Annotated in this window: 17 protein-coding genes and 2 riboswitches; of the genes, 12 read left to right on the top strand and 5 right to left on the bottom strand. The window is 56.9% G+C overall.

What is annotated here, in order from left to right; all coding sequences use genetic code 11:
• Positions 1-3 precede the first annotated feature (3 nt).
• Positions 4-1,431 (bottom strand): short-chain fatty acyl-CoA regulator family protein, encoded by a 1,428-nt coding sequence (locus tag AZSI13_RS15365; RefSeq protein ID WP_109042070.1) that lies wholly within the window; start codon positions 1,429-1,431, stop codon positions 4-6.
• A 174-nt stretch (positions 1,432-1,605) separates the two neighbouring features.
• Here AZSI13_RS15365 and prpC point away from each other — a divergent pair, with 174 nt between their 5' ends.
• Genes prpC through AZSI13_RS18250 form a run of 6 tightly spaced genes read left to right on the top strand, consistent with a single transcriptional unit; the run spans position 1,606 to position 11,597 of the window.
• Positions 1,606-2,760, top strand: coding sequence for a 2-methylcitrate synthase (prpC, locus tag AZSI13_RS15360; protein WP_109042069.1), 1,155 nt, complete (start codon positions 1,606-1,608; stop codon positions 2,758-2,760).
• A gap of 8 nt (positions 2,761-2,768) precedes the next feature.
• Entirely contained in the window at positions 2,769-5,411 is a 2,643-nt protein-coding gene (gene acnD, locus AZSI13_RS15355) for a Fe/S-dependent 2-methylisocitrate dehydratase AcnD (RefSeq protein WP_268807538.1), read from the top strand.
• Positions 5,411-6,616 (top strand): 2-methylaconitate cis-trans isomerase PrpF, encoded by a 1,206-nt coding sequence (prpF, locus tag AZSI13_RS15350; protein WP_109042067.1) that lies wholly within the window; start codon positions 5,411-5,413, stop codon positions 6,614-6,616. Before acnD ends, prpF begins: the two co-directional genes overlap by 1 nt.
• Positions 6,617-6,629: 13 nt before the next feature.
• Positions 6,630-7,490: an oxaloacetate decarboxylase gene (locus tag AZSI13_RS15345; RefSeq protein ID WP_109042066.1), complete on the top strand. Its 861-nt coding sequence runs from the start codon at positions 6,630-6,632 to the stop codon at positions 7,488-7,490.
• A gap of 58 nt (positions 7,491-7,548) precedes the next feature.
• Positions 7,549-10,992 (top strand): pyruvate carboxylase, encoded by a 3,444-nt coding sequence (locus AZSI13_RS15340; protein WP_109042065.1) that lies wholly within the window; start codon positions 7,549-7,551, stop codon positions 10,990-10,992.
• Positions 10,989-11,597: a GntR family transcriptional regulator gene (locus tag AZSI13_RS18250; RefSeq protein ID WP_305765153.1), complete on the top strand. Its 609-nt coding sequence runs from the start codon at positions 10,989-10,991 to the stop codon at positions 11,595-11,597. The genes AZSI13_RS15340 and AZSI13_RS18250 overlap by 4 nt, the downstream gene beginning before the upstream one ends.
• Before the next feature lie 50 nt (positions 11,598-11,647).
• Here the strand turns inward: AZSI13_RS18250 and AZSI13_RS15330 are convergent, their stop codons facing one another.
• The 3 genes from AZSI13_RS15330 to AZSI13_RS15320 are packed head-to-tail and all read right to left on the bottom strand — an operon-like array spanning position 11,648 to position 14,552.
• Positions 11,648-12,913, bottom strand: a complete 1,266-nt coding sequence (locus AZSI13_RS15330) for an HD domain-containing protein (protein WP_109042064.1) — start codon at positions 12,911-12,913, stop codon at positions 11,648-11,650.
• Between the two features lie 11 nt (positions 12,914-12,924).
• On the bottom strand, positions 12,925-13,635 hold the full coding sequence (locus AZSI13_RS15325; protein ID WP_109042063.1) for an epoxyqueuosine reductase QueH: 711 nt from the start codon (positions 13,633-13,635) through the stop codon (positions 12,925-12,927).
• Positions 13,632-14,552 carry a LysR family transcriptional regulator gene (locus tag AZSI13_RS15320; RefSeq protein ID WP_109042062.1) on the bottom strand — a complete coding sequence of 307 codons (921 nt, stop codon included), beginning with the start codon at positions 14,550-14,552 and terminating at the stop codon, positions 13,632-13,634. The genes AZSI13_RS15325 and AZSI13_RS15320 overlap by 4 nt, the downstream gene beginning before the upstream one ends.
• Positions 14,553-14,666: 114 nt before the next feature.
• Here AZSI13_RS15320 and metE point away from each other — a divergent pair, with 114 nt between their 5' ends.
• The 3 genes from metE (at position 14,667) to folB (ending at position 18,822) form a co-directional block, all read left to right on the top strand.
• Positions 14,667-16,958 carry a 5-methyltetrahydropteroyltriglutamate--homocysteine S-methyltransferase gene (metE, locus tag AZSI13_RS15315; RefSeq protein WP_109042061.1) on the top strand — a complete coding sequence of 764 codons (2,292 nt, stop codon included), beginning with the start codon at positions 14,667-14,669 and terminating at the stop codon, positions 16,956-16,958.
• Positions 16,959-17,053: 95 nt separating this feature from the next.
• Positions 17,054-18,298 carry a serine hydroxymethyltransferase gene (gene glyA / locus AZSI13_RS15310; RefSeq protein ID WP_109042060.1) on the top strand — a complete coding sequence of 415 codons (1,245 nt, stop codon included), beginning with the start codon at positions 17,054-17,056 and terminating at the stop codon, positions 18,296-18,298.
• Positions 18,299-18,438: 140 nt separating this feature from the next.
• On the top strand, positions 18,439-18,822 hold the full coding sequence (gene folB, locus AZSI13_RS15305) for a dihydroneopterin aldolase (RefSeq protein WP_109042059.1): 384 nt from the start codon (positions 18,439-18,441) through the stop codon (positions 18,820-18,822).
• 41 nt (positions 18,823-18,863) lie between these two features.
• On the opposite strand, the gene AZSI13_RS17370 is transcribed toward folB, so the two are convergent.
• A complete protein-coding gene (locus tag AZSI13_RS17370; protein ID WP_133247332.1) occupies positions 18,864-19,601 on the bottom strand; it encodes a hypothetical protein in 738 nt (245 codons plus the stop codon).
• A gap of 196 nt (positions 19,602-19,797) precedes the next feature.
• A riboswitch (cobalamin riboswitch) is annotated at positions 19,798-20,012 on the bottom strand.
• Between the two features lie 146 nt (positions 20,013-20,158).
• Positions 20,159-20,362: riboswitch (cobalamin riboswitch) on the top strand.
• Positions 20,363-20,634: 272 nt separating this feature from the next.
• Here AZSI13_RS17370 and AZSI13_RS15295 point away from each other — a divergent pair.
• From AZSI13_RS15295 to AZSI13_RS15285, 3 genes are read left to right on the top strand one after another with little or no spacing between them, the layout of a single operon-like run.
• Complete coding sequence (locus AZSI13_RS15295; protein ID WP_268807537.1) at positions 20,635-22,674, top strand: ribonucleoside triphosphate reductase; 2,040 nt, start codon at positions 20,635-20,637, stop codon at positions 22,672-22,674.
• Positions 22,675-22,708: 34 nt separating this feature from the next.
• On the top strand, positions 22,709-22,888 hold the full coding sequence (nrdD, locus tag AZSI13_RS18245) for an anaerobic ribonucleoside-triphosphate reductase (RefSeq protein WP_109042057.1): 180 nt from the start codon (positions 22,709-22,711) through the stop codon (positions 22,886-22,888).
• Entirely contained in the window at positions 22,881-23,474 is a 594-nt protein-coding gene (locus AZSI13_RS15285; protein WP_109042056.1) for an anaerobic ribonucleoside-triphosphate reductase activating protein, read from the top strand. Before nrdD ends, AZSI13_RS15285 begins: the two co-directional genes overlap by 8 nt.
• The last annotated feature ends 249 nt before the right edge of the window (positions 23,475-23,723 follow it).

Here is a 23,723-nt window from a genome sequence, read left to right as displayed (position 1 = left end):
TGCTCAACTTGCATAGGGCGAAAAGCCCCGTCGGTTCTCATCTACCAGAAGCGGATTGCCCGTGGGTGGGAATGCCCGCTGTGGGCAATTGTTGCGTGGACAGACTTTGCATCCAGCACCAATGGGGGTAAATCCTTCTGAACGTTTTAGATTTAGCCCTTGGCTGTAAACTAATCGCTCAGCATGTCGTAGGTCACATCCCAAGCCAACCGAAAAAGTTTTGCTTGGAGTGCCGAATCCTCCGTAACCGCTAGAGGTTGCGTGAGCCACCCACAAGTAAGCTCGGCCATCCGGCATGGATGCGAGTTGAGTGAGAACTCGACCTGGCTGAGCAAAAGCCTCATAGACATTCCATAAAGGGCAGGTTCCCCCAATTCTGGAAAAGTGGAAATCAGTTGCAGATTGCCGCTTTGAGATATTTCCAGCGCGATCAACGCGGATGAAAAAGAAGGGAACTCCGCGTGCATTGGGACGCTGCAGAGTGGACAGCCGGTGGCAGGTGGTTTCGAAGCCTACGCCGAAACTGCGGCCGAGAAGCTCAATGTCGTAACGCAGTTGCTCTGCCTGCTGCAGGAATTGTTGGTAAGGCAAGATGAGGGCGCCGGCGAAGTAATTGGCCAGTCCAATGCGAGCTAGGCGCCGGGCGTCATCGCTGGAAAAAGCCCCCTGTTGAACCTGAGCATCAATCAACGGCATTGCTTCCAGGAATGCAAGTTGGGTTGCCATTTGAAAGGCGGCTTGGCCAACCGTGAGGTGGGGGGAGAGAGTAAGCAGCTTCTGGGTAGGGTCAAAAAAACGTTGTACTTCAGATGGCGGAGAGTCCCCACTTCCCCAACTGCCTTTGACTACACGAACTCCGTGGGCGTGAGAGAGGCGCTGTTCCAGTCCATCAGCAGCCTCGCCGGGACGTAACAACCAAGCGGCGGCCAGTCGTTCAGCGAACTCATCTACTTCTGCCACATGATTGTGCCGTGCGTAGAAGAAATCCCGCACTTCTTCAAATGGCATTGGTTTAACCGCTACCAACTCGTTGCGGTCCAATCCAAGCCGGGCTGCCCAAGCCTCTTCCCGTTCCAGTGACTCGCGTTGGCGCTTCGAGAAGCGTAGCAGGGTACGGGCGACAGCCGGCATGTTCGCCGCCAATTCCCGGATCTCGGCCAAGGAAATCTGCTCCCCGTCGGGATTGTCCCGTGTCGCATCCTGCAAGTCGGAGATGAGACGGGCCTCATCGTCTTCAGAAAACAACTGAACATCAACCCCGAAGACCGCATTCAGTTTGAGCAGAACTGGAACCGTGAGCGGCCGTTGGTTTTGCTCAAGTTGGTTCAGATAGCTAGGGGAAAGCTCAAGGGCGCGTGCCAGTGCGACTTGGGTCAGGCCGCGTTCCTCGCGCAGTCGCTTAAGCCGTACTCCCATGAATGTCTTTTTCACGCTGCCTCCCGGGGAATTCGCAATATTCGCAATTTGCAGTCATGTTGTTCGCAATGATCCGCTTTTTCAGGGGGTGATAGCCCCTTTGCTGCTGCGTATATTGCGAAAAATCGGTGTTGCACGCAAGCCCCAAAGAAGCACCGGTTCATATCAATCGAGACCGAGGAGGATTCCATGAGCGTTACCCAGGAAAGCACTTTCAAGCCCAAGAAGTCCGTGGCCTTGTCCGGCGTGACTGCCGGTAATACCGCCCTATGTACTGTTGGCAAGAGCGGCAATGATCTGCACTACCGTGGTTACGACATCCTCGACATCGCCGAACGTTGTGAATTTGAAGAAGTGGCGCATCTGCTGGTTCACGGAAAACTGCCGACCAGTGCTGAGCTGAAGGCTTACAAGGTTCGGCTGAAGGCCATGCGTGGCCTGCCGACCAGCGTCAAAGAGGCACTTGAGTCCCTTCCCGCGTCGGCCCATCCCATGGATGTGATGCGTACCGGGGTATCAGCCCTGGGCTGCGCGCTGCCAGAGAAGGATGACCACAACATTCCCGGGGCTCGCGATATTGCTGATCGCCTGATGGCCTCCCTCGGCTCCATGTTGCTCTACTGGTATCACTGGAGCACCAACGGCAAGCGTATCGAAGTAGAGACCGATGACGATTCCATCGGTGCTCACTTCCTGCATCTGTTGCATGGGCAGAAGCCCTCTGCGTTGTGGGAACGGGCCATGCATACCTCCCTGATTCTCTATGCAGAGCACGAATTCAATGCTTCGACCTTTACCGGGCGGGTCATCGCCGGTACGGGCTCTGACATGTATTCCGCCATTACCGGTGCCATTGGCGCTCTGCGCGGGCCGAAGCACGGCGGCGCCAACGAGGTGGCCTTCGAAATACAGAAGCGCTACGACAATCCGGACGAGGCCGAGGCCGACATTCGTCGCCGTGTGGAAAACAAAGAAGTGGTGATCGGTTTCGGTCATCCCGTTTACACCGTCTCCGATCCCCGCAATCAGGTCATCAAAGGAGTGGCCCACCAGCTCTCCGTCGATGCCGGCTCCACCAAGATGTTCGACATCGCCGCCCGCCTGGAAGAAGTGATGTGGGAAGTGAAGAAGATGTTCCCCAACCTGGACTGGTTCAGTGCTGTCAGCTACCACATGATGGGTGTCCCTACTGCCATGTTCACCCCACTCTTCGTCATCGCCCGCACCTCCGGCTGGGCGGCCCATATCATTGAGCAACGAGTCGATAACAAGATCATCCGCCCGAGCGCCAACTACATTGGGCCGGAAGACCGTCATTTTGTCTCCATCGACCAGCGCCAGTAAGGGACGGCATGAGCATGAAAAGCCAATATCGCAAGCCTTTACCGGGCACCCAGCTCGATTATTTCGATACCCGTGCAGCCATTGACGCCATTCGGCCCGGCAGTTACGACACCCTGCCTTATGTAGCCCGGGTGCTGGCCGAGCAACTGGTACGCCGTTGCGCCCCTGACCTGCTGCCCGATGCCCTGGCCCAGATCGCTGATCGCAAGCGCGATCTGGACTTTCCCTGGTACCCCGCCCGGGTGGTTTGCCACGACATTCTCGGTCAGACCGCCCTGGTGGACTTGGCCGGTTTACGGGATGCCATTGCCGACCAGGGTGGCGACCCGGCCAAGGTGAATCCGGTGGTGCCCACCCAGTTGATCGTGGACCACTCCCTGGCGGTGGAGTATGGCGGCTTCGACCCGGACGCCTTCGCTAAGAACCGGGCCATCGAGGATCGCCGCAACGAGGACCGCTTCCATTTCATCGAATGGACCAAGCAAGCCTTCGAGAACGTGGACGTGATTCCTGCTGGCAACGGCATCATGCACCAGATCAACCTGGAGAAGATGTCGCCGGTCATTCAGGTGCGTGATGGGGTTGCCTTTCCCGACACCTGTGTTGGCACGGACAGCCATACGCCGCATGTGGACGCTCTGGGGGTCATTGCCATCGGTGTCGGTGGGCTGGAAGCCGAAACGGTCATGCTCGGCCGGGCCTCCATGATGCGCTTACCCGACATTGTTGGGGTCCGCCTTTCTGGCAGGCGCCAGCCCGGTATTACTGCGACTGACATCGTTCTCGCCCTGACCGAGTTCCTGCGTAAGGAGCGGGTGGTCGGTGCCTGGGTAGAGTTCTTTGGTGAAGGAGCCGACAGTCTATCCATTGGCGACCGGGCCACCATTTCCAATATGTGCCCGGAGTATGGAGCTACGGCGGCGATGTTTTATATCGATGGGCAAACCATTGATTACTTGAAGCTCACCGGTCGTGATCCGCTGCAAGTGGCCCTGGTTGAGAACTACGCCAAAATCACTGGCCTCTGGGCTGATGCACTGCAGACCGCCCAATACGAGCGTGTCCTGGAATTCGATCTATCCACGGTGGTGCGCAACCTGGCAGGTCCTTCCAACCCTCACAAGCGTCTGCCCACCACGGCGCTCCACGCGCAGGGGCTGGCTGACGAGGACAAGCTGAATGCTGCTCGGGCCGAGGAAGCCCGTGGGCTGTTGCCTGACGGTGCTGTAATCATTGCCGCTATCACCAGTTGTACCAATACCTCCAATCCCCGCAACGTGGTGGCAGCAGGCCTGCTGGCGAAGAAGGCCAATGCACTGGGACTTACCCGCAAGCCTTGGGTGAAGACCTCTTTCGCCCCCGGTTCCAAGGTTGCCAAGCTGTACCTGGAGGAGGCCGGCTTGTTGCCCGAATTGGAGAAGTTGGGCTTTGGCATCGTTGCCTATGCCTGCACTACCTGCAATGGCATGTCGGGCGCTCTGGATGAAAAAATCCAGCAGGAAATCATCGAACGAGATCTGTACGCCACCGCTGTTCTTTCCGGCAATCGCAACTTCGATGGCCGTATTCATCCCTACGCCAAGCAGGCATTCCTCGCCTCGCCCCCCTTGGTCGTCGCCTATGCCATTGCCGGTACCATGCGCTTCGATATCGAACAGGACGTGCTAGCCGTAGTGGATGGCAAGGAGATCCGCCTCAGGGACCTGTGGCCCTCCGATGAGGAAATCGACGCCATCGTTGCTTCCTGCGTCAAACCTGAGCAATTCCATCAGGTGTATGAACCGATGTTTGCTGTCCGCCGGGACACGTCAGAAAAGATCAGTCCGCTCTACGACTGGCGTCCCCGCTCAACCTATATCCGCCGTCCCCCCTACTGGGATACGGAAGGGGTTGGCGCTCTGGCTGCCAATCCGCGTGCGCTCAAGGGTATGCGCGCCCTGGCGGTGCTGCCGGACAATATCACCACCGACCACCTGTCACCGTCCAACGCCATCCTCGCTAATTCGGCGGCAGGAGAATATCTGGCGAAGATGGGCGTGCCGGAAGAGGACTTCAACTCCTACGCCACCCATCGGGGCGACCATTTGACGGCCATGCGTGCCACCTTCGCCAATCCTCAGTTGGTCAACGAAATGGCGGTGGTAGACGGTGTAGTGAAAAAAGGTTCCCTGGCTCGGGTGGAGCCCGAAGGGAAGGTGGTGCGTATGTGGGAGGCCATCGAAACCTATCTGGAGCGCAAGCAACCGCTGATCATCATCGCCGGTGCGGATTACGGCCAGGGGTCGTCCCGCGATTGGGCCGCCAAAGGGGTTCGTCTGGCTGGTGTCGAGGTCATCGTTGCCGAAGGATTCGAGCGGATTCATCGCACCAACCTGATTGGGATGGGGGTCCTGCCGTTGCAGTTCATCGCCGGCAGCGGCACGACCCGTCACACCCTGCGCATTGATGGTACGGAAACCTATGACGTACTGGGGGACCGCAAGCCCGGCAAGGAACTCACCCTGGTCATCAATCGCCGCAATGGGGAGCGCCTCTGGGTTCCCGTCACCTGCCGTCTGGATACGGCAGAGGAAGTCTCGATCTATGAAGCTGGTGGTGTGCTGCAACGCTTTGCACAGGATTTCCTGGCTTCAGAAAAGGAGATCGCATGATGTCTCAGGTTGCGCAAATCCGTATTCCCGCCACCTACATGCGTGGCGGGACCAGCAAGGGGGTCTTTTTCCGCCTGGAAGATATGCCGGAAAGCTGTCGAGTTCCGGGCGAGTCCCGCAATCGTCTGTTTCAGCGTGTCATCGGTAGCCCCGACCCCTATGCCAAGCATATCGACGGCATGGGTGGGGCAACTTCCAGTACCAGCAAGTGCGTGATTCTGTCCAAGAGCTCCCATCCGGACCACGATGTGGATTATCTCTATGGTCAGGTGTCTATCGATACGGATTTCGTGGATTGGTCCGGCAACTGCGGCAACCTATCTACGGCGGCGGGCGCCTTTGCCATTCACGCCGGCTATGTTGATCCGGCGCGAATTCCCCGGAACGGCATCTGTGTCGTACGTATCTGGCAGGCCAACATCGGCAAGACCATCGTTGCCCATGTGCCGGTGAGCAATGGACAGGTGCAGGAGACTGGTGATTTCGAACTGGACGGGGTCACTTTTCCCGCCGCCGAGATTGTTCTCGAATTCATGGACCCGGCAGATGAAGGCGAAGGCGACGGTGGTGGCTCCATGTTCCCCACCGGCAACCTGGTGGATGACCTCGATGTACCGGAATCACTGGTCGCCGGCGGCAAGCTGAAGGTGACGCTGATCAATGCGGGCATTCCGACCATCTTCGTCAATGCTGCAGATATCGGCTATCGCGGTACCGAGTTGCAGGATGTCATCAATGGCGATGCAAAGGCCCTGGCCGGCTTCGAGACGCTGCGTGCAATCGGGGCCCTGAAGATGGGGCTGATCAAAAAAATCGAGGACGCAGCCAAGCGCCAGCACACGCCAAAAATTGCCTTCGTCTCCTCTCCCATTGACTACGTTTCATCCAGCGGCAAGACCATCAAGGCCGGTGATGTGGATCTGTTGGTGCGGGCCTTATCCATGGGAAAACTGCATCACGCCATGATGGGCACGGCGGCAGTCGCCATCGGTACTGCTGCTGCGGTACCCGGCACTCTGGTCAACCTGGCTGCGGGAGGCGGCGAACGCCAGTCCGTCCGCTTTGGCCATCCCTCAGGAACTTTGAGGGTCGGAGCCGAAGCCAGACTGGTCGATGGCCAATGGACCGTCACCAAGGCCGTGATGAGTCGTAGCGCCCGCATCCTGATGGAAGGCTGGGTACGAGTGCCTGGCGACACAATCTGAACGAGGATTACTTATGTCTCCCCGCAAAAAACTGAAAGAACTGGTTGCTGCCAAACGCGGCGTTATCGTGCCGGGTGCCTTCAATGCACTATCAGCAAAGGTGGTAGCTGACCTCGGTTTCGAGGCCATCTACATCACTGGCGCCGGTGTTACCAATATGTGGTTTGGCATGCCCGACCAGGGCTTCATGGGCTTGGCTGAAATTGCCGATCACACCGCCCGCATTCGCGATGCCGTCGAGGTGCCCCTGTTGGTGGATGCCGATACTGGTTTCGGCAATGCCCTTAATGTCTATCACACCGTGCGAACTCTGGAGCGGGCCGGCGCCGACTGCATCCAGCTGGAGGACCAGGTGGCGCCCAAGCGCTGCGGCCATTTTGCCGGCAAGGACGTGATTTCCACTGAAGAGGCCGTGAGCAAGATCAAGGCCGCGGTGGATGCCCGCCGTGATACGGATTTCCTCGTCATGGCCCGCACCGATGCCGTTGCGGTGCATGGTTTCGAGGCCGCCGTCGAGCGGGCCCAGAAATTCGCTGAAGCCGGTGCCGACATCCTTTTTGTCGAGGCCGTCACGACTGCCGAGGAAATCCGTGCCCTGCCGCAGCGCTTGTCCACGCCGCAGTTGATGAACATGGTGATCGGCGGGAAAACCCCCATTTTCAATGCTGCCGAGCTGGGCGAACTAGGCTTTGGCATTGTGCTCTATGCCAACGCTGCCCTGCAGGGGGCCGTGATGGGCATGCAGAAGGCGCTGACTGTACTGCGTGACGAGAAGCAGGTGCTGGAATCCAGCGGCTTGGTCACCCCCTTTGCTGAGCGACAGCGCCTGGTCGGAAAACCCGAGTGGGACGCGCTGGACAAGCGTTATTCCTGATCCCACCGGCCCCCTCGCGGGGTGGCCGCCTATTTATCCGACACGACATTCCGGAACCATGAAAAAAATCCGCAGCATCCTGGTCGCCAACCGCAGCGAAATCGCCATCCGTATCATGCGTGCCGCAGCAGAACTGGGCATTCGTACCGTCGCTATCTTCGCCAACGAAGATCGCTTTGCCCTTCACCGCTTCAAAGCCGACGAAAGCTATCTTGTGGGCGAGGGAAAGAAGCCTATTGCCGCCTATCTGGACATCGACGACATCATCCGCATTGCCAAACAGGCCAAGGTGGATGCGATTCACCCAGGCTACGGCTTCCTCTCGGAGAACCCGGATTTCGCGGAGGCCTGTGCCAAGGCTGGTATCGCTTTTATCGGCCCCAAACCCGAAGTGATGCGACAGCTTGGCAACAAGGTCTCGGCCCGGGCCCTGGCCGAGCGGGTTGGCGTACCGGTGGTGCCGGCCACTGGGGCGCTGCCTGCAGATTTGGAAAGCTGCCTGCGTCTGGCGGCAACAATCGGCTACCCCCTGATGTTGAAGGCTAGCTGGGGGGGCGGTGGCCGCGGCATGCGGGCGGTGCAGCACGAAGGGGAGTTGGCTCCTGCCCTTGAGGCGGCCCGCCGGGAAGCTGCAGCGGCCTTCGGCAATGACGAGGTCTACCTGGAAAAAATGGTGGTGCGGGCTCGCCACGTGGAAGTACAGGTCCTCGGAGACTGCCACGGCAACCGAGTGCATCTGTTTGAACGGGACTGTTCCGTTCAGCGCCGGAATCAGAAGGTGGTGGAGCGGGCCCCGGCACCCTACCTGTCCGAAGCACAGCGCCAGACCCTGTGTGCCATGGCTTTGAAGTTGGCGGATGGCGTTAACTATACCCATGCGGGCACTGTTGAATTCCTCATGGATGCCGATAGCGGCCAGTTCTACTTCATTGAGGTTAACCCGCGCATCCAGGTGGAGCATACGGTGACCGAGGAAGTGACCGGCATGGACTTGGTCAAGGCCCAGATCGTCGTCAGTGAAGGCGGTTGTATTGGCGACAACGACTTTCTTCCTGCGCAACACGATATTCATCTGACGGGCCATGCTCTGCAGTGTCGGGTCACCAGCGAAGATCCGGAAAAAGCCTTTGCCCCTGACTATGGCAAGCTTACGGCCTATCGTTCCGCCGCCGGTGCCGGCATTCGCCTGGATGCCGGCACTGCCTATACCGGCGCCGTCATCACCCCCTACTACGACTCCCTATTGGTTAAGGTAACGGCCCGGGGGCACGATCCCGACGAGGCTATCCGTCGCATGGATCGGGCTCTCCGGGAATTCCGTATTCGCGGCGTATCCAGCAACCTGGCTTTCCTGGAAAACGTCATCGGTCACCCGGCCTTCCGAAGTGGCGAGTGCACCACTCGCTTTATCGACACCACGCCGGAACTGTTTACTTTCAAACCTCGCAGGGATCGGGCCACTCGCTTGCTGAAATTCGTCGGTGAGGTGGTGGTTAATGGAAATCCGGAAATGAAGGGCCGGGCCAAGCCGCTCAATCCCCTATCCAAGGCTCTATTGCCCAAAGCAGATTTGAGCGTGCTGCCTTTGCCGGGGAGCCGGGAGCGGTTGCAGGAGCTTGGGCCTGAAAAATTCTCCCGCTGGATGCTGGAGCAAAAGCGGGTGCTGCTGACCGATACCACCATGCGGGACGCACACCAATCCCTTTTTGCCACCCGCATGCGCACTGCGGACATGCTGGCAGTAGCTCCCCATTACGCCCGCCTGCTGCCGGACTTGTTCTCCCTGGAATGTTGGGGTGGCGCTACCTTTGATGTGGCCATGCGCTTCCTCAAAGAGAGTCCTTGGGGACGCCTGGACCAGTTGCGGAAGGCCGTACCAAACGTGCTTTTCCAAATGCTGCTGCGGGGATCCAATGCCGTCGGCTATACCAACTACGCCGATAACGTGGTTCGCTATTTCGTACAGCAGGCTACGGCTCACGGCATGGATATCTTCCGCGTTTTCGACTCCCTGAACTGGGTAGAAAACATGCGTGTTGCGATGGATGCGGTAATTGAGGCTGGGGCGCTCTGCGAAGGCACTATCTGCTATACCGGTGACCTGTTGGATCCCAACCGTAGTAAGTACCACATCAAGTACTACGTAGACATGGCTAGGCAACTGGAAAAAGCAGGCGCCCATATTCTGGGCATCAAGGACATGGCTGGGGTCTGCCGACCGCAGGCAGCCCGGGCCCTGGTCAAAGCACTCAAGGATGAGGTGGGACTGCCTATCCACTTCCATACCCATGACACCAGCGGCGGTTCAGTTGCGACTGTACTGGCTGCAGTGGATGCCGGAGTGGATGCGGTGGATGGGGCGATGGATGCCATGAGCGGCCTGACCTCCCAGCCCAGCTTGGGCGCCATCATTGCCGCTCTGGAACACACCGAACGAGATACCGGCCTGACCCATGGTCGCGTTGCCCCATTCTCCCGTTATTGGGAAGGGGTCCGCCGCTTCTATACCCCCTTTGAGGCCGACATTCGGGCTGGTACCTCCGATGTTTATCGCCATGAAATGCCTGGTGGCCAATACACCAATCTGCGGGAGCAGGCCCGAGCCATGGGGCTGGAGCACCGCTGGAACGAGGTTGCCCAGGCTTATGCGGACGTTAATCAGCTCTTTGGCGACATCGTCAAAGTGACGCCTTCTTCCAAGGTAGTGGGCGACTTGGCGTTGTTCATGGTGGCCAACGAGCTCAGTTCGGATGATATCCGTGACCCGGACAAGGATATTTCCTTCCCCGATTCCGTTGTCTCCATGATGCGTGGCGACTTGGGCTACCCGGCTGATGGCTTCCCATCTGCGCTACAGGCCCGCATCCTTAAAGGCCAGGAGCCCCGGGAAGGTCGGGCCGGAGCCTATCTCCCCGCTGTGGATCTGGAGGCGGAACGGAAGACAGCGGAAAAGGCGGTCGGCCACCAGGTGAGCGACGTAGAACTGGCTAGCTGGCTGATGTATCCAAAGGTCTTCACAGAGTATGCGGAACACTACCGCAAGTATGGAGACGTTTCCGTTCTGCCAACCCCGGTGTTCTTCTATGGATTGAACGAGAAGGACGAAATGGCGGTGGAGATTGAGCGCGGCAAGACCCTGGCCATTCGCCTGGCAGGCCAGGCGCCGGCCCCGGAAGAAGGCGAAATCCGCTTGTTCTTTGAACTGAATGGCCAGCCAAGACCCATGCGGATCACCCAGGAAGCGCGGAAAGCAAGCAAACGGGTGCGTCCCAAAGTGGATGAGGCTAACGCAAACCATGTCGCAGCACCAATGCCCGGCGTTGTTAACGTGGTAGCAGTCAAACCGGGTCAGAAGGTGAGCAAGGGCAGCCCCTTGTTGTCCATTGAAGCCATGAAGATGGAAACGGCCGTCACTGCGGAGCGAGATGCCCTCGTCGTCCGCGTTCTAGTTTCCCCCGGGGATCGTGTGGAACCCAAGGACCTAATACTGGAGCTGTCATGAGACACGAACAGATCGATGAAACCTTGCGGCCAAGGATGCTGTATGAAGGCTTGGCCGACTCTCTGCGGGAGCGTATTTTCTGCCACGAGCTGGCGCCAGGTGAGGCCCTCGATGAGTTCCGCTTGGCCTCCGCTTATGGTGTCAGCCGGACACCGTTGCGCGAGGCGCTCAAGGTCCTAGCCAGTGAAGGGCTGGTAGAGTTGCGGGCGCGCTACGGTTGTTTCGTCGCCCGACTGGAGTACGGCGACGTGAGCCAGTTGTTCGATATTCTGGATCTGCTAGAGGAGTTTGCGGTACGTCAGGCTAGTATTCTCCGGGACGAGGTATTGCCAGGAGAAGAGTTTTATGAGGATCTTTTGTTCTCCTCGGGGAATCAGTATCTACCCGACTTGGTAAGTCGGGTCGTCGCCAAGTTGCGTTTGGCGCTGGGATCGTATTTTGATTCCGAAGCCATTCAGTTTTCTAGCGAGCTTCAGGCAGCGCTATCGTCTGCTATCACAGAGGGAAAGGTAGATGTGGCATTGGAAATGCTTCGTCAGCACAACCATGTACGTCGGGTGTCAGGCTTGAAACTATTCGTGGCAGAAGGATCTGAGGCGGCTTAGTCTGGATTAGGAATTACAGATCAAGACTTGATGTCGGACATCTTTTGGGTTCAGGTGCCTCCATGTTCGCTGGGCAAGCCAAACATCTCTGCCGCAGCCACAGCAGCTCGACTAGTCGCATGTTCCGGCACAAAGACATAGAAACGCCATAATTCGGAATAGCGTTCTTGCAGTGCATCGATTTCTGCAAATGAGGGATGCCCTGGGGCATTTAGGTGTGCCAGGCCCCTATTGGTTTCTACTGCCACATCCGCCTCTTTCATCATGCTCAGTGCTGGGCAATAGACTACTACCTCGCTAAATGGCAGGTTAAGTGTGGTGGCTAGTTCCATTTCTGCCTGGGCGCGTTGGGTCCGTGCCAAATGGTAGCGGGTTACCCAGTCTTGGCGTTGGGGGAGCGGTACGCTACGGCCAGAGACGACGTAGGCACGCTTCAGCAGATTGCGCTGAGCGATGCGCTGGGCTAAGGCTGAAATGCCTGCGATACCGCAACTCTCAAGACGATCAAGCAGGGTCCAGTCGTTAAAGCGCAGAAAATCCGCTTCTTCCAGCAAACCGTGCTCAAGCGCCTGCTCCACTGCCTTGGAAATCAGTGCACCGGCAACGACCTTGGTATGGTGGTAGTAGACGCGCTCGGTGAGAAAGTAGCGCAGCCGCAATACGCCTATGATTTCGGAGCGGGCATCCGGCCGGTCCATCCCGTGCTTGGAAAGACGCAGGGCCAGACGGTCGCCGTGGACCGTAAAGGAGCGCAGGATACGATCATCGTAGTTGTGGGAAAGGCCGGTGAAAAAGCTGTCGCGGCGTAAGTAATCTAGCAGGTCGGCGTCGATGGTGCCGGATACGATATCTGAGGCCCATTCCGGCATTCCTCCCTGATTACCGGGGAGGTGAAGCAGGGCTGCAACCTGATCCGCCAGACCATGGCGGGCCAGGGCGTCGCCCAGGTCACTGGCAAACAATGCCGCCAGGCGAGTGCCTTTGTCATGGCGAGGGAAAAGCCGGCGTTCATCCTCAAGGGTGTGACCGAAGGGGATGTGGGTGACGTCATGCAGCAATCCCGCAACACCAATCGCATCCTCCAGTTCCGGGGGGACATCCAGCCCACCTCTGACCAGGTCGGCAACAATGCGGTGGGCCATGGCACAGGCTCCGACCGAGTGGTCGAAGCGGGTATGCAAGGCGCCTGGATAGACCAGGTAAGCTGTACCTAGCTGCTTGATACCGCGCAGACGCTGCATCACCGGCAAGTCCAGTATGGCGGTCTCCGCTGGGCTGAGTTCAATATCACCGTGGATCGGGTCTCGTAGCAGCATGGCTTGTTTCCTCAGACTTCTCCGCAACCCGGGGTGCCAGAAGGGGCTTCCTGGCTGCACATCCCATGTGCTTCCTGTCCGTAGAACTTTTCGCCGAGCCGGATACGTTCGCGCCCTTGAGCTGCGCGATAGGCGTTGGTATCGCGCAAGGAATAAATGCAGCCGCAGTATTCCTGCTGGTAGAAATTCTCTTCCTTGCTGATCTCGATCATCCGCGCCGAGCCACTGTCCTTGCGCCAGTTGTGATCCCAATAGTGCAGGCCAGGATAATGGGCTGCAGCACGGCGACCGCAGTCATTCACCTGCTGCATGTCCTTCCACCGCGAAATACCCAGGGCACTGGCAATGACCGGAAAACCGTTTTCATGGGCGAACAGGGCAGTGCGTTCAAGGCGCATATCGAAGCACATGGTGCAGCGGAGACCTCGTTCCGGCTCCCGTTCCATCCCTTTCGCCCGGGAAAACCAGTTGTCCTGGTCATAGTCTGCGTCGACAAAAGGAACGCCGAAGCTTTCTGCGTAACGGATATTTTCTTTTTTTCGCAGCTCGTATTCCTTGAACGGGTGGATGTTGGGATTGTAGAAAAATACGGTGAAGTCGATTCCAGACGCTTGCATGGCTTCCATGACCGCCCCCGAACAGGAGGCACAACACGAGTGCAGCAAAACCTTTGCATGACCGTGGGGAACGGGGAGCCGCTTTGGATTTCTTGAGAGGTTCATGGCTTATCCCGCTTCGGTTTTCGGGGTGGCTGGTTGATCAGGCCTCGTGCCTGCTCGATGAAGGCCCGTAGATAATCGATACTGCTTTCACTGCCGCGAGTTCCGAGAAAAATCTGCTTGGCGACGCCCTTTTTCCCCAGGCGTACAGGCTGGATATCAAGCTTGCTGGCGTACTCCTCTACCAGCCAGCGCGGCAGGGCGCTGACTCCCCGCCCACTCGCTACCATTTGCAACAGGATGTCCGTGGTTTCAATGGTCTTGTGGCGCTTCGGTGCTACGCCTGCCGGTAGCAGGAACAGGTTGTAGATATCCAGCCGTTCAATGGCCACCGGATAGGTAATCAGGGTTTCCCCGGTCAATTGGGCCGGTTCGATGAATTCCGACCCAGCCAGAGGGTGGCTACGATTCACGACCAGTACCTGCTCGTAATCGAAGACGGGTTCAAAATGCAGGCCAGGCTTATACAGCGGATCAGGCGTTACCAGCAGGTCTATCTCATAGGCAAATAGGGCGCCGATGCCGCCGAACTGGAATTTCTGTTTGACGTCCACATCCACGTCTGGCCAGGCTGCCAGATAGGGGGCTACGACCTTGAGTAGCCATTGGTAACAAGGATGGCATTCCATGCCAATACGCAGAGTGCCCCGTTCGCCCTGAGCAAACTGTTGCAGGCGTTCCTCGGCCAGCGATAGTTGGGGTAGTACACGCTCGGCGATACCCAGTAGATAGCGGCCAGCCTGGGTCAGCCGCAAGCTACGCCCTTCGCGCAGCCAAACGTCGGTGCCCAGCTGTTGCTCCAGCTTCTTCATGCTGTGGCTGAGGGCTGACTGGGTCAGGCATAACACCTCAGCTGCAGCCGTCAGAGAGCCCTGTTTCTCTACTTCCCGGATGATGTTCAGGTGAATACGTTCGAGCATAAATGCCTAGATTAAACATGCGCAAAACTCATTGATTATTGAAATAAGACCATTTTACTTCATGTATTGCAAGCCCTAGAGTGGCGCCACTTGAATCTTTAGGAGGTAATTGGCATGACCACAATCCATACCCTGGGCTTCCCTCGCATGGGGGCTCAACGCGAACTAAAATTTGCCCTTGAGCGTCACTGGCGTGGCGAAATCGATGCGGCGGAGCTGGAGGGGGTGGGGCGGGCGCTGCGAGCCCGACATTGGCAGTTGCAGCGTGAAGCCGGCCTCGATTTCGTTAGCGTCGGCGATTTTGCCTACTACGATCATGTGGCCAATCATATTCAGTTGTTTGGCTGTGAGCCGGTCCGTTTTGGCTTTACGGGTCAAGAAGCATCGCTTGCCCGCTATTTCACGTTGGCTCGCGGTGTCGCCCAGGAATCGGGGGCTTCGGGCGAAGGTCGTCCCGCGCTGGAAATGACCAAGTGGTTCGACACCAATTACCACTACCTGGTCCCTGAGTTCACCTCTGAAAGCACCTTCTCTCTGGCGGATGAACGGCTGTTCACCGAAGTGGCCGAAGCCCAGTCCCATGGACATCCGGTCAAGGCTGTACTGCTCGGGCCCCTCAGCTTCCTCTGGTTAGGCAAGGAAAAAGAAGCTAACTTCGATCGCCTGAATCTCCTTGAGCGGTTACTGCCCGTCTACGAACAGGTGCTGGCCCGTTTGAAGTCCATGGGCGTGGAATGGGTCCAAGTGGATGAGCCTATCCTTGGGCTTGATCTGCCTCCCTCATGGCGTCAGGCTTTTGAGCCTACCTATACCCGTCTTTCCGTGGTCGGTATCTCCCTGATGTTGGCTACGTATTTCTCGCCATTACAGGAGAACCTCAGTCTGGCCTGCCGGTTGCCGGTCAAGGGGTTGCATGTAGATGGAGTGCGGGCCGCCCGTGAGATTGCTGCCGTAGCCGACTGGCTGCCTTCCCACAAAGTGCTTTCTGTCGGGGTCGTGGACGGTCGAAATATCTGGCGTACGGACCTGGATGAAGTGCTTCGCCAGATCAAGGCCTTGCGCAACACCAGCACTCATGCCCTGTGGCTGGCGCCGTCCTGCTCCTTGCTGCACGTTCCGTTCAGCGTCCAGGGCGAGGCAGGTCTTGATGAAGAAATTCGTGACTGGCTGGCATTCGCCGTGGAGAAACTCCATGAACTACGTGTGCTCAAGCAGGCCTTGGCCGGAGATGTTGCAGCGGAAGGCCCTCTGGCCCAGTCCCGGCAAGCCATTCAGTCGCGTCGCTCTAGTCCGCGGGTGAATAATCCGAAGGTAACCGAGCGGCTGGCTGGGCTATCTGCCGATGCAGATCGCCGCCTTTCTGCCTTCCCGATTCGCCAGGCAGCTCAGCGGGAACGTTTCAGCCTGCCTCTGCTGCCGACGACCACCATCGGCTCCTTCCCCCAGACTGCCGAAATCCGTGCTGCCCGTGCGGCCTTCAAGCGCGACGAACTGTCTGCAGCTGACTACGAAAAGGCTATGAAGAAGGAAATTGCCCACGCCGTCGCTGAGCAGGAAAAGCTGGATATCGACGTGCTGGTACACGGCGAGGCAGAGCGCAACGACATGGTGGAGTATTTCGGAGAGCAATTGGCCGGCTTCTGCTTTACTGGCAACGGCTGGGTGCAGTCCTACGGTTCACGCTGCGTCAAGCCGCCGATCATTTTCGGCGACGTGTCGCGCCCGACCCCGATGACCGTGGCCTGGAGTAGTTATGCTCAGAGCCTGACGCAAAAGCCGATGAAGGGCATGCTGACCGGCCCGATTACCATTCTGCAATGGTCCTTTGTACGTGATGACCAGCCGCGCTCGACCACCGCTGCGCAGATTGCCTTGTCCATTCGTGACGAGGTTTGCGACCTGGAAAAGGCAGGCATAGGCATTATCCAGATCGATGAACCGGCCATCCGCGAAGGTCTGCCGCTGCGCCGTGAAGCCTGGCGCGAGTACCTCTCCTGGGCGACCCGTGCCTTCCGCCTCTCCGCCTCAGGGGTGGCCGATGACACGCAGATCCACACCCACATGTGCTACTCGGAGTTCAACGACATCCTGCCGGAAATCGCCGCCATGGACGCCGACGTGATCACTATCGAGACCAGCCGTTCGGACATGGAACTGCTCGACGCCTTCGGCAAGTTCAAGTACCCGAACGAGATCGGCCCCGGGGTGTACGACATTCACTCGCCGCGCGTGCCGTCGGTGGAGGAAATGGAGCGTCTGCTGAAGAAAGCGCTGGAGACGATTCCCGCCGGTAACCTGTGGGTCAATCCGGACTGTGGCCTGAAGACCCGTGGCTGGCCGGAAACCAACGCCGCGCTGCAGAACATGGTTACCGCTACCAAGGCCCTTCGCACCACGCTCGCTTGACGTTCCCATCGCTGCACCCGCCGGCTATGGCGGTAGGGATATCCGATCACCCTGCATCCCGGCATTGCCCGGGATGCTTTATTTAAGGACATGCCATGTATCAACGCAATATCCTGGTCGAACAGGCCGACCCTGAACTGTTTGCCGTCATCTCAGCCGAGCACCGCCGCCAGGAAGACCATATCGAGCTGATCGCCAGCGAAAACTACGCCTCTCCGGCCGTCATGTGGGCCCAGGGCACACAACTGACCAACAAGTACGCCGAGGGCTATCCCGGCAAGCGCTACTATGGCGGCTGCGAATTTGTCGATGTCGCTGAACAACTGGCCCTTGAGCGCGTCAAGCAGCTGTTCGGCGCCGAGGCTGCCAATGTTCAGCCGCACTGCGGTGCTTCCGCCAATGAGGCCGTTTTCCTCGCCTTCCTCAAGCCGGGCGATACCATCATGGGCATGAGCTTGGCTGAAGGCGGCCACCTGACCCACGGTATGGCGCTGAATATGTCCGGCAAGTGGTTCAATGTTGTCGGCTACGGCCTCAATGCCAAGGAGGAACTTGATTACGAGGCAATGGAGGCCAAGGCCCGCATGCACAAGCCCAAGCTCATCATCGCTGGCGCCTCGGCTTACAGCCTGCGCATCGATTTCGAGCGGTTCGCCCGTATTGCCAGGGAAGTCGGTGCTCTCTTCATGGTTGATATGGCTCACTACGCCGGCCTCATCGCCGCCGGCGTCTACCCGAACCCGGTGCCGCACGCCGACGTTGTCACCAGTACGACCCATAAAAGCCTACGTGGGCCACGAGGTGGTTTTATCTTGATGAAAGCTGAGCATGAGAAAGCCATCAACAGCGCCATCTTCCCCGGTCTCCAAGGCGGTCCGCTGATGCATGTCATCGCCGCCAAGGCGATGGCTTTCAAGGAAGCGCTTTCCCCCGAGTTCAGGGCTTATCAGCAGCAAGTTATCAGGAATGCCCAAATCATCGCGAACACGCTCACCCAGCGTGGCTTGCGCATCGTTAGCGGCCGTACCGAGAGTCACATGATGCTGGTGGATTTGCGGGCCAAGGGAATCACGGGGAAAGAGGCCGAAGCTGTACTCGGCCGGGCCCATATGACCATCAACAAGAATGCAATTCCCAATGATCCGGAGAAGCCAATGGTGACCAGCGGCATACGCGTAGGTACTCCGGCAATGACCACGCGAGGTTTTGGGGATGATGAGGCGCGCCAGACAGCCAACCTGATTCCCGACACACTCGACAATCCTCACGACGAAGGGAATCTGGTCCGTGTGCGGAATCTTGTACAGGAGCTTACGAAGCGCCATCCGGTATATCGGTAGCATTCTAGCGTGTCCGTGCTCCGAGGATTGTGGAGCTACCGCCAGTTCGGGTTGTCGCAGGCGGATGGAAGCTGAATAGCCGGCAGCCCGAATAAGCAAATCCCAGCCAGGAAGCATGGCTGGCTGTATGGAATGATGTAATGCGAACTGCAGTACGCCTCAAGGGACTTCAGCTTTATGCGTATCACGGCCTCATAGCGGAGGAACGCTCCCTCGGTCAGCGCTTTATCTTTGATGTCTCTTGCCAACTGAGTGAGGTGTGCAGTCATGACGATGACCAGCTTCAGCATTCAGTCGGCTACGACACCCTGGCAGAAGGAATCTCCAATATTTCTGCATCAGAGAAGTTCAACACCTTGGAGGCACTGGCAGAGGCTATTGCTCGCTTGTTGTTGTTCCGTCACGCGGCCATCGAATCTATCGATGTATCCGTGACCAAACACAGCCCCCCAATGCCGTTCATATCCGAGGCCGCATCGGTAGAAGTTTCACTGGGGCGCGCGGAAATGTCGCGCGCCAGCTAGAGAGGTAGTGCGGCCATACGTATGCCGGACATACGCATGGCTCATTGCGGCGACGGTGCTGCAGGCTTGCCAGGCTTGCTGTTGATCAGCTTCTTTGCATGAGCCAATAACAACAGCGCTTGTCGCTCCCAGTCTTCACAATTCGACTCCGTCGATTGTTTAAGGGCCGCCCCCAGTACATCACTTGCTGCCTCGACGATCTGTTGATGCAATTTCCATGCACCGTGTCGAGCGTGCGGTTTTCTCAGCCGTTTGGCCAATTCGATTGTTTCGGTGGTGACCCGGAGCAAGACATCCTGTCTCGGGAGGTGAGATACAGACAGCTTTTGATACAGACGGAGAGTCAGTTCAGGTTGTTTCGCCCTTACTGCGATGGAAATTGCAGGGAAGACGACTTCCGGTTCACCTTCTTCAGCAATTCTTCGCAGCCAACCTTTAACTTGTTTGACGCGACCAAGATCCATGCAGGCTGTAGCTACTGCCAAGAGCCTTTGGGAAACAGAGACACTGCCATAATTGGTTGTACTGCTGCTGACTTCACGATTGACGAAGCGTACGTTGCCTTTGGTCAAGGCCGCTGTGATGACATGGCGAAAATTACTTGTGTCAAAAGAACTGAGTTCTTCCCGGAAAACCTGCTGCGTCTGGAGCTCACTGGAGTGGCTGGGTGAGCTTTTTTCAAGGTCACTCGGTGGAATGCTCACCAACGTTCGATTGACCGCTTTTTCGTACGACTGCATCTGTTCTGGCAAAGAAATAGCAGGAGCTGAGGTGGGCATTTAATCGCACTATTCGTCATAACCTGGGAACAGTTATGCAGAGGACAAAACAGCCACGGGGAAGGTAGGAAGAAGTCCTTCGCTTGCTGGATGGCAATGCCACAACAACGTGGTAAGCGTTGTATGAATAGATAGGGCAGCCCGCCGCCTTTGGCAAAAACAAGCGAGAAACACTGGCACCACATCCCCGTGGCACTCATTGCAAAGTATTTCAGGCCGGTCTCCGGACTTGAAAGTTATGACGCGTTGCCTTCCCAGGAATGGACTCTCCCAGTGGCGTTGTAACGCGCCCACACTCACATACCGTTGCGGGGGCAGTAGCGGCTTTATCTGTTCAAGACAGACGTACCGTTTTCCCGTTTAACTGCTGCCAAAGAACTAGGCAGCAACACCTGAAATTCGCTCCATTATACATAGGGGTTTGCCCTTGTAATTATCCAAAACGACTTTCTGTTGTTTTCTGTAAAAAAGCGAAGCACATACTATATATAGTGTAATTTTTGATTTACGTCACTATATGCAGTGTTTCTGCGTTGACCGCCAGGAAGATTGTTCATAGACTTCTTATGTCGAATGGTTCCCTTGTCTGGGATTAATAGGGAATTCGGTTCAGGGAGATTTCTCCCTTATTCCGAAACTGCCCCCGCAACTGTAATTGGTTTGCTTCAGCCCGATCTGAACGCCACTGGGATCTATCCTGGGAAGGCCGGCTAAGCGTGAAGCCAAGAGTCAGGAGACCTGCCAGCGACACATCTTCTTTTAATTGGGCGGGGTGTCCCAGGCATGAAGTTCGATAAGAGCAAGTTCGTCCTTTCTATTGGTCAGTCGATTGAATTGTGTCGACAAGGCCACTCTGTTTGCCCCGGGAAAACGCAAGATCACTGGTGTGACTTGTCCTATCCCTGAGTCTGTCTGTTTTCCTCTGATAAAGCCCTTTTTCGTTAGGAGCGATGGCATTGCCATCGACGCTCCTGGCTGCGCTCACCTCATTGTGGGGTGATGCTTCGTATAACCCCTATGAAGAGGCTCCCCCGTGGAAACCGTTCAAACAGAAACCCTCATCCTGACAGCACTTCCCTCCTTACCATTGCGAATTACACGCCGTGATGGTGTAGAAGTCCCTTTTGAAGCCCCCAGGATCGTCTCCGCACTCTCTCGAGCTGGGGCTGCCAGTGGGGAATACGAGACTGAGGAAGCCAGTTTGCTGGCAGCTCGGGTCTTGAAGGTAATCCGCCATCGTTATGGCGTCTCTAGTCCGACGGTCGAGCAGGTTCAGGATGTCGTTGAGCAGACGCTTGTCGATGCGAACCATCTCCGTACCTTTCGCGCCTATGTCGCCTACCGGGACCAGCATCGCAGATTGCGGGAGGGCCGCCGTACCCTGGTGGATGTGGCAGCAGCCATTGATGAATATGTCGGTCGCGCTGACTGGCGGGTGAAGGCAAATGCCAACCAAGGCTATTCACTGGGGGGGCTGATCCTCAACGTATCAGGTAAGGTGGTAGCCAACTACTGGCTCTCCCACGTTTATCCTCCTGAGATTGGACAGGCCCATCGAGACGCTGACATCCACATTCATGATCTGGACATGCTTTCAGGCTACTGCGCAGGGTGGTCATTGCGGCAGTTGCTGTTTGAAGGCTTCAACGGTGTCGCAGGAAAGCCGGAGGCGGGTCCTCCCAAGCACTTCTCAACGGCTCTCGGGCAAATGGTCAATTTTCTCGGCACCCTACAAAACGAATGGGCTGGTGCCCAGGCCTTCAGTTCCTTCGACACTTATCTGGCCCCTTATGTCCGCCACGATGGGTTGAGCTATGAGGAGGTACGGCAGGGTGTCCAGGAGTTTATCTACAACCTGAATGTACCTTCCCGTTGGGGCACCCAAACCCCCTTCACCAACCTCACATTCGACTGGGTTTGTCCGGAAGATCTCCGGGAGCAGATTCCCATCATCGCCGGTACCGAGATGCCTTTCGCCTATGGCGATCTGCAGCGGGAAATGGACCTCATTAATCGCGCTTACATCGAAGTGATGACCACAGGAGATCGTTGTGGCCGGGTCTTCACGTTCCCCATCCCGACCTACAACATGACAGAGGACTTCCCCTGGGAATCCGAGAATGCCGAACTGCTGTTTGCGATGACCGCAAAGTATGGCCTTCCCTATTTCCAGAACTTCATCAACTCTGACATGAGGCCGAACCAGGTTCGTTCCATGTGTTGTCGCCTCCAGTTGGACCTCCGAGAGCTACTCAAAAGAGGGAATGGTCTATTTGGTTCGGCCGAGCAAACGGGGTCAATCGGTGTAGTGACAATCAACTGTGCCAGGCTTGGCTACCTGTATTCAGAGAATGAACCTGCTCTGATGGCTTGCTTGGACCGATTGGCCGACATGGCAAAGGATAGTCTCGAGATCAAACGCAAAGTGGTACAGCGGTTGATGGATGACGGTCTATTTCCCTATACCAAGAGATATCTAGGAACGTTGCGCAACCATTTTTCTACCATTGGTGTGAATGGCATCAATGAAATGGTTAGGAACTTCACCCGAGGAACCGCAGACATTTCCAGTGATGAAGGACATGCGCTGGCCATGCGACTACTTGATAGGTTGCGTGACCGTATGCGTGATTACCAGGAGCAGACAGGCAACCTGTACAACCTGGAAGCGACGCCTGCCGAAGGGACAACCTACCGTTTCGCGAAGGAAGACCTCAAGCGCTGGCCAGATATTCTCCAGTCGGGGACCGTGGAAAAGCCTTACTACACAAATTCTTCCCAACTTCCTGTGGGTTTTACGGATGACCCCTTCGAAGCACTAATGCGCCAAGATGATCTGCAGACCCGCTATACCGGAGGGACCGTATTGCATCTCTACATGCGAGAAAAAATTTCGTCCCCTCAGGCCTGCCGACAACTTGTTCGTACGGCATTGACTCGTTTCCGCCTGCCTTACATCACCATCACTCCAACGTTCTCGATTTGTCCAAAGCATGGATACCTATCGGGGGAACATGAGTTTTGCCCAAAGTGTGATGCGGAACTCCTGGTACGCCGGGCGAACGTACAGTAATCCATTAACCACATAAGCAAGAAAGGAACTTCCTATGCAAGAACTCAACAACCAATCTGTTTTGCAAGACCACGAACGTCAACGTTGCGAAGTGTGGACCCGGGTAATGGGCTATCACCGTCCTGTCTCTGAATTCAATCCTGGAAAGCAGAGCGAACACTCTGAGCGTTGTCATTTCGCCGAGCCCTCCAGTATTCAAAGCAAGCATGTCTAAAGCCGATTTGGCGGTAGGTGGGCTTGTCCCATTCACCACCATCGATTTTCCCGGGCGCCTGGCAGCTGTTGTTTTTTGCCAAGGCTGCCCGTGGAATTGTTTCTACTGCCATAACCAACACTTGTTGCCACCGGGCTCCGGCCAGATTCCCTGGCGGGATGTCTTGAGTTTTCTGGAACCAAGGCAGGGCTTGTTGGAGGGTGTGGTTTTTAGCGGCGGAGAACCGCTGCTCCAGCGCGGCCTGACGGCTGCACTAAAGGATGTCCGCAACCTGGGGTATGCCACGGCGCTGCATACGGCAGGAATCTACCCAGATCGTTTGGCAGAGGCTTTACCCCTGCTCGACTGGGTTGGTTTCGACGTCAAGGCCCCCTTTGATGAATATGCCCCCATTGTTGGCTGTCAGGGGGGGACGAGTGCCAGGGCAGCGTTGGAACTGTTGAAGACCTCTGGAGTACCCCATCAACTGCGGTGCACTCTTCCTCCATCAAAGGATGCCGAGTGGTTGCAGAGGCTGGAGGCGGGGCTCTCGACCATGGGATATGGCACCCCGAGTTACCAGGAATGCAGGATTGCCGTCCCCTGAAATAGCAAAGAAGCCAAAAATCGTGAAGGCCCACCTGATATAACGATCAGGTGGGCCTTCAACAGCTTAATTGAACGCTTTGGATTTTAGGGTAGGGGTTTCATTAGTGAGTATGCATAGATTTGGGGCGGAAGTGCATTTCCCCGTCCACTTTCATCGAGTCATCAATGGACACTTCTCATTTTTAATTTTCTAGGATTTATGCGGAATTCGAGCTGGCCATTGGCTCCATACTTGTCCGTACCAGTG

Origin of the sequence: Azospira sp. I13, from assembly GCF_003112695.1 — a bacterium.
GTDB lineage: Bacteria > Pseudomonadota > Gammaproteobacteria > Burkholderiales > Rhodocyclaceae > Azospira.
This window is presented reverse-complemented; position numbering and strand designations above follow the sequence as displayed.